General features: G+C 44.7%; 6 protein-coding genes. 1 reads left to right on the top strand and 5 read right to left on the bottom strand.

What is annotated here, in order from left to right; translation table 11 throughout:
- The 5 genes from AACQ21_RS02480 to AACQ21_RS02460 all read right to left on the bottom strand — a co-directional run.
- Positions 1–590: mechanosensitive ion channel domain-containing protein (locus AACQ21_RS02480; protein WP_146127533.1), on the bottom strand; the 590-nt coding region annotated here is incomplete at its 3' end.
- 295 nt (positions 591–885) lie between these two features.
- Positions 886–1,962, bottom strand: coding sequence for a class II fructose-bisphosphate aldolase (fbaA, locus tag AACQ21_RS02475; protein WP_013857804.1), 1,077 nt, complete (start codon positions 1,960–1,962; stop codon positions 886–888).
- 153 nt (positions 1,963–2,115) lie between these two features.
- Complete coding sequence (locus AACQ21_RS02470; protein ID WP_026027969.1) at positions 2,116–3,279, bottom strand: phosphoglycerate kinase; 1,164 nt, start codon at positions 3,277–3,279, stop codon at positions 2,116–2,118.
- A 148-nt stretch (positions 3,280–3,427) separates the two neighbouring features.
- A complete protein-coding gene (gene epd, locus AACQ21_RS02465; protein ID WP_026028484.1) occupies positions 3,428–4,453 on the bottom strand; it encodes an erythrose-4-phosphate dehydrogenase in 1,026 nt (341 codons plus the stop codon).
- Positions 4,454–4,652: 199 nt separating this feature from the next.
- A complete protein-coding gene (locus AACQ21_RS02460; protein ID WP_105976739.1) occupies positions 4,653–6,608 on the bottom strand; it encodes a ligand-gated channel protein in 1,956 nt (651 codons plus the stop codon).
- Between the two features lie 143 nt (positions 6,609–6,751).
- Here AACQ21_RS02460 and AACQ21_RS02455 point away from each other — a divergent pair, with 143 nt between their 5' ends.
- Positions 6,752–7,654, top strand: coding sequence for a LysR family transcriptional regulator (locus AACQ21_RS02455; protein ID WP_105976738.1), 903 nt, complete (start codon positions 6,752–6,754; stop codon positions 7,652–7,654).
- Positions 7,655–7,815: the final 161 nt, after the last annotated feature.

Below are 7,815 nucleotides of genomic sequence, written 5' to 3'. Positions count from 1 at the left end.
CCAATCACCAAATCAATACGACGAGTGTCATGGCGTGAATAGTTAACAATTGGGCCACTGATGATCGAACCATTAGGCACAATCACCATTTTATTGTCAGGCGTGCGCAGTACTGTTGAAAAAATTTGAATCGATTCAACCGATCCAGCCGTACCACTCACTTCCACGTAATCACCGGATTTGAATGGGCGGAATGCCACAATCAAAACGCCCGCAGCAAAGTTTGATAGGGAGCCTTGTAGCGCTAAACCAACCGCCAAACCAGCCGCACCGATAATGGCCACAACAGAAGCGGTTTGCACACCAATGCGACCTAAAGCGGCAATTAATACCACCACAAATAGCGTATAACGGACTAGACCATGAACAAACTCAACAACTGCTTTGTCCATGTCTTTCTTTTTCAGAGCCTTGGCAACACTTCCAGCGACAGCTTTAACAACAATGTTACCGATAAATAGGATCAGAATAGCGGAAATAATATTGACGCCGTATTGTATCAAAAGATCTGAATTATTGGTCAGCCAAGTATTGGCTTGCGCTAAACCATCGACTAATGGAGCTTCGATGCCCATTGATTCACCTGACATATTGCATTTCCTCTTTATAAAATCATTTTGAATGTTGTTGTTACCACTGAACATCAAAGACAAAAAACGACTGACAGTAGAGTGTCAGTTTTTTGGCACAATATCTCACTTTGGTTATGTTGCAAAGTCAGTTTTATGTAAACACTGACAAAACAAATAGTTACTTGGAAGCATTGATATGAGCTTGTTAGAGGTTAAGCAATATTTTAACAATCCGCCAGTCATTTTGTCTGAATCTCGGCCATAAAAAACCCGCTCATTGAGCGGGTTCATCACTTAGTCCAGATAAATGAACTTATAGTACGTCGATAGCATTAAGGTCAGCGAAGGCTTTCTCTAAACGAGCAACCATCGATGCTTGACCAGCACGTAGCCATACGCGTGGATCGTAGTATTTCTTGTTTGGCGCAGATTCACCCGTAGGGTTACCAATTTGACCTTGTAGGTAATCATGGTTTTCAGCTTCGTACTGACGGATACCGTCCCAAGTTGCCCACTGAGTATCAGTATCGATGTTCATTTTGATAACACCATAGCTGATTGACTCTTTGATCTCGGCTTCAGAAGAACCAGAACCACCGTGGAATACGAAGTTTAGAGAGTTCGCTGGAAGGCCAAATTTCTCAGAAACATACGCTTGTGAATCACGTAGGATAGTTGGAGTCAGTACCACGTTACCCGCTTGGTAAACACCGTGTACGTTACCAAAAGAAGCTGCGATAGTGAAACGGTGGCTCACTGCGCTTAATTTCTCGTAAGCGTAAGCTACGTCTTCAGGAGAAGTGTACAGCTCAGATGAATCCATGTCTGAGTTGTCTACGCCGTCTTCTTCGCCACCAGTACAGCCCAGTTCGATCTCGATAGTCATACCCATTTTAGCCATACGCTCTAGGTATTTCGCACAAGTTTCAACGTTCTCTTCTAGAGACTCTTCAGAAAGGTCTAGCATATGAGAAGAGAATAGAGGCTTACCAGTTTGAGCGAAGAACTCTTCGCCTGCGTCTAGTAGACCGTCGATCCAAGGAAGTAGTTTCTTCGCAGCGTGGTCAGTGTGAAGAATAACAGGCACACCGTAAGTTTCTGCTACAGCGTGAACATATTTCGCGCCAGCAACCGCACCTAGGATTTGTGCACCTTGACCAGCAAGTTTAACGCCTTTACCAGCAAAGAAAGCCGCGCCACCGTTAGAGAACTGAACAACCACTGGCGCTTTAACTTTAGATGCAGCTTCAAGAACCGCATTGATAGAGTCAGTGTTCACTACGTTTACTGCAGGAAGAGCAAAGTTATTTTGTTTTGCAACTTCAAATACTTTCTGTACGTCATCGCCAGAAATTACGCCTGGTTTTACGAAATCGAAGATCTTAGACATGGATTTGATCCTATTTTTTCTATCGTTTTAAAAATAAAACAGTTAAGTTTAAATTCTTGCAAACGTTTGCTCACAACTGGCGTCATTCTATCAGAATAAAAACACACGTGCAGCAAACAAGAAAGCGGGAATCACTCCCGCTTTCATTAGTCATTAAGCTTTCGCGCGTGCTTCTAGCATTTCAACCGCTGGTAGTACTTTACCTTCAACAAACTCAAGGAATGCACCGCCGCCAGTAGAGATGTAAGAGACATCCGCTTTGATACCGAACTTGTCGATTGCCGCCAGTGTGTCACCACCACCAGCCACTGAGAAACCTGCAGATTTCGCAATCGCTTCAGAGATACCTTTTGTACCTGCTTCGAAGTTTTTGAATTCAAATACGCCAACAGGACCGTTCCATAGAATGGTTTTTGCGTTAGCGATGATTTCAGCCAGTTGTGCGGTTGAGTCTGGACCTAGGTCGAAAATCATATCGTCATCTTGAACATCCGCCACGTTTTTGATTTCCGCTTCTGCGTTTTCATCAAAGGCTTTTGCACAAGCAACATCTGTTGCTACTGGAATAGAACACTCTTTCATCAACTTTTTAGCCGTTTCAAGCAAGTCTGCTTCATATAGAGACTTACCTACGTTGTGGCCTGCTGCTGCGATGAAAGTGTTAGCAATACCACCGCCAACAACCAGTTGGTCAGCAATTTTAGATAGCGATTCTAGAACCGTTAGTTTAGTAGACACTTTTGAGCCACCAACGATAGCCACTAATGGACGCTCTGGGTTATCCATGGCTTTGCCTAGTGCTTCAAGTTCTGCTGCCAATAGTGGACCAGCACAAGCGATAGGTGCTTGCATACCAATGCCGTGAGTTGAGGCTTGTGCACGGTGAGCCGTACCAAATGCATCCATCACAAATACGTCGCAAAGAGCGGCGTACTTTTTAGATAGTTCTTCTTCGTTCTTTTTCTCGCCTTTGTTAAAGCGAACGTTTTCTAGAACAACAAGCTCACCTGCGTTTAGCTCTAGGCCATCTAGGTAATCTTTTGCCAGTTTCACTTCACAATCTAGCGCGTCGTTTAGGTAATTAACCACTGGTAGTAGAGAGAACTCTTCCGCGTATTCGCCTTCAGTTGGACGACCTAGGTGAGAAGTAACCATCACTTTAGCGCCCGCCGCTAGGCAGTGCTGAATTGTTGGTAGCGATGCAAGAATACGTGCATCAGAAGTTACTTTGCCATCTTTCACTGGTACGTTTAGGTCAGCACGGATAAATACGCGTTTACCTGCTAGGTCCAGGTCGGTCATCTTGATTACAGACATGGTTTGTCCTCTCAAATATTAATAAATAAAGTTTTTGGAAACCCGGCAACCTTGCCGAGCCTATAAATTCTTCAAACTGGTTATCGATATGGAGATTTGAGTTATTTATTTCAAGCCTGAAAATAAATAAATCTCCATCATCCTGCTACTACTCGGATGCTTGCATTGCGAGTGCCGTATCCAGCATGCGATTCGCAAAGCCCCATTCGTTATCACACCAAACGAGCATTTTAACAAGCTGCCCGTTGCTCACTCTTGTTTGTGAACCATCAACAATCGCACTATGGGGATCGTGGTTAAAATCGATGGAAACAAGCGGAGCTTCAGTATAGTCAACAATGCCACGTAATGTACACTGAGATGCGTTCACAATGGTTTGATTTACGTCATTAACTTTCACATTTGTATTAATTGTGACACTCAAATCCATCGCGGTGACATTAACTGTCGGTACGCGCACTGATATCGCTTCAAATTTGTTAGAAAATTTCGGAAAGATCCTTTCAATTCCCTTGTGCAACTTGGTGTCCACTGGAATGATGGATTGGCTTGCAGAACGTGTTCGACGCAAATCGGTGTGGTAGGCATCGATCACTTGTTGATCATTCATTGACGAGTGAATGGTGGTAATGGTTCCTGAATCGATACCAAACGCTTCATCAAGCACTTTAATAATCGGTACAATGCAGTTGGTGGTACAGGATCCGTTTGACACAATGCGATGTTCTGCGGTTAGCGTCTCATGGTTAACCCCATAAATGATTGTATTATCGAGATCATGTGAGCCGGGATGTGAAAAGAGTACCTTCTTTGCACCTGCCTCAATGTGCTCCAAACCATCGGCTTTTGAGCCGTACACACCCGTGCAGTCGAGCACAATATCAACGCCTAAATCGCGCCATGGCAGAAGTTTGATTTCACTAAGGTGCAAAATTCGAATCGAGTCATGCTCATCCAGCCCATGATGAACATAGATATGCTCTTGATCATTGGTGATCTTTTTACCAAATCGACCATGAGTAGTGTCGTATTGCAGTAGGTGCGCCATCGCATCAGGTAGCGCCAGCTCATTCACCGCCACCACTTTTATCTGCTGACTTTTTCCACTTTCATATATCGCACGCAGCACGTTGCGCCCGATACGCCCAAAACCATTGATCGCGACTTTAAGCATCATTCCATCGTCTTAACTTTTTTCGTGGTACAGATAGTAACCGATAGCGACCAAGAGCAACACCCCAAGCCATCAGTTGTCGCAAAAGATTCCGTTTCTAAACGGACTCAAGGTACAAGCAACGGCGGCTACGACAAGAAAGATGACCATAAAAAATGGCTCACCAAACGGGAGCCATTTCATTTGCGGTATTGATGGTTTAAAAGTTAACGTCAATACCTAACCAATAACGACGTCCATCTTCTACATAGCCATATTCTTGGTATGAAATTTCTTCATTGAGTAGATTGTAAATCGCACCTTTCAAGCTTACTTGAGAAGAAAGCGCGTAAGTGATGCCAGTATCGATGAACTGATAAGCTGGCTCAATCAAGCTGCTACGAGAAGGGCCAGTGACTGGGTTGCTCTCTTTTCCACGATAAGTCAGCTTCAACCAACTGCTCAAGTTGTCAGTCGCTTGCCAATCAATATCAGCGCTGAAGCGATGTTCAGGTTGTTGCTCAAGTGGCATACCTTGATATTTTCCGGTTTTTTGCTCTGAGTCAGTAAAGGTATAACTCGCGTTGAAATAAACTGTTTCTGTGATAGGTAAACCGAGCGTACTTTCAACCCCACGCGTGTACGCTTCATCAACGTTCACTCGATAAGTGGGATCAGAGCCCCACTCGTTCGGGCCTGCAGTACAGACGTTGCTTGGGCACACAACACGGGTAATTTTGTCTTTGAAATCATTATGGAAGAAAGTCAAACTCGCGTTAAGACCCGCTCCATTTTGGTACATCAACCCCAACTCTTTGTTAATCGAGGTTTCAGGTTTTAAGTCTGGATTACCGTAAATATTACCGCCTTGACTCACCTGCGCCCAATTTGGCGTGACTTCTCTGAGCTGCGGTGAACGGAAACCCGTGGCCACGCCACCTTTCAGAATCCACGCTGGATTGATGGTCCACACGCCATACGCTCTTGGGCTAAAATGAGAACCATAATTTTCATCGTGGTCAACACGGCCACCTAAGGTTAGGTTAAACGACTCGGTCATGCGCCACTCGTCTTCAACAAACGCCGCCCATTGAGTGCTTTCAATCTGAGTTAAATCAGAGGCTTTATTTGAGGTAAAATCTTCTAACTTTGAATGTGAAGCCTCAATGCCTACGGTTGCCGTATTGTTAGTCAATGGCACCACTAAGCTTGATTTAGCCACCGTATTGATGATCTCCATCTCACGGCTTTTATTGTTACTTACTTCACGTTGGACATAAGTATCCGACACACCATAGTCGCCCCAATCCCCTTGGTGAGAAAGGGAAATATAGGTTCTACGGTATTCGTTTAAGCTGTCTTCGCACCCACCTTTACAACCTGTCGTTGGCACGGATAACCCTACATTGCCTCGGCGATCTTGTGCGGAAGTGCCCACTTCAAAAGTCAGATCATGCTGCTCATTAAGTTGGTAGTTCAACTTTGAAGTTAAACTTTTTAAGCTTTTGTCTTGGTAGCCACGTTCAATCTTATCTTCATCGCGTTCGGTGCTCTGTCCATAAACCTGCAGAGAAAGATTATCGGCCAGTGGCCCTGTCAGGAAGAAGTTGACGCCGTTCTGATCGCCAGAATCGCGATTTTCTTGGAAAACCGTATCCAACTGAACACTGCCTGACCACTCTTGATTATCTTTTCGTGTGATGATGTTGATCACACCACCAATGGCATCTGAGCCATACAAAGTCGACATTGGGCCACGAATAACTTCAATTCGTTCAATGGCTTGCAGTGGTGGCATCCATCCCTGCTCAATACCTGGGCCATCACTATTTGGTCGAGTTTGACGCGAAGATTGACGCTTACCATCGACTAACATCAAGGTGTAGTTTGAACTCATACCGCGCAAGCTGATGTCTGTTTTATCACCACCTCCAGTCACCAACACGCCCGGCACACTGCGCAGTGCATCGGTTACATCACGATAATAACGTGATTGCAACTCTTCTCGTGTAATCACACTGATACTCGCTGGAGCCTGCGCTTGTGTTTGTTCAAAACCAGCCGCCGTCACCACTAATTTCTCATAAGATTGAATTTCTTCAGCGAACACGTGTGATGAGGTGAATAACCCGAGCGCTGCAGTAATTGCAACATTCAGCGGATTGAGTCTGGACATGTACCACTCCTTTAAATGATAATGATTATTAATTTCAAGAGTGGATTATTCATAATTTTGATGATTGAGATAGATAGACAGATGGAATGGTCGATACCGAATATGGAACACAGTGATGATTAGATTAAAAGGCCATTTTACTTATGCATGATTTCAGTGCGATCAAAGCTTTCCATGCTCTCTGTCAATACAAAAGCCTGACTGCGGCGGCGAAAGCGCTGGAACAGCCTAAGTCCACCCTCAGTCGACGTTTGGCGTCTTTGGAAAACGATCTCGGACAAGCCTTAATTGCTCGGCAAGGCAACCGTCTAACTTTGACTAAAGCTGGGCAAGTTTTTGCAGTTTATACAGAACAGCTGCTTGAATTAGCAGAAAAAAGCCATGAAGCACTGCAAGAGTTTAATAACCAAATCAGCGGTGAAATGACCTTGGTGGTTCATCCGAACTTAATTCGTGGCTGGTTGAGCAATGTATTAGATGAATTCATGCAAACCCACACCGAAATCAACATTCGACTCTACAGCCAATATGTGGCAGAAGAGTTGCATCTTGAGCCTGATTTACTGATTTGGATTGGCCCGTTTGCTCAACAAGGCTGGAGACGTGAATTGCTCGGCCATTGGCAATATTCACCTTATGCGTCGCCACACTATCTTGCCAATAACGACATGCCAGAGCATCCACAGGATCTAGTCAAACATCCTTGGATTGATTTTATCGCTTTTCGCCAAGAAGCCTTGGCTCTCATCCATCCTATTCACGGCAGCTATCTTTTACCTGCGCTCACAAGCCGCTTGCAGAGTGATAATTTAGCTATGCAAGCGGATGCGATAGCCAAAGGAAGAGGCATCGGCTTACTGCCGACATGGTTTGCCAAAGGCTTTGAACAAGCGCACCCAAACAGTGTGCAAGCATGTTTGCCAGAATGGTTGTCGCCACCCACTGAAATTAGTTGTCATTATCCAGCAGGCAGACATCCGCTCAAACTGCGTCTGTTTATCGACGCGCTACGTCAAGCCTGTCCTGAAGAATGGAAAGCATCATAAACATCAAGATCAAAAAAGCCCAGCGAATGACTCGCTGGGCTTTTGCATTAAAAATAAGAAGACTTAAGCAAGCAGTTCTTGTGCTTGTTTCACCACGTTTTCAGTTGTAAAGCCGAACATTTTGAACAGTTGATCCGCCGGTGCTGACTCACCAAAGGTAG

The organism is Vibrio sp. V01_P9A10T6, from assembly GCF_963877065.1.
Lineage (GTDB): Bacteria > Pseudomonadota > Gammaproteobacteria > Enterobacterales > Vibrionaceae > Vibrio > Vibrio anguillarum.
This window is presented reverse-complemented; position numbering and strand designations above follow the sequence as displayed.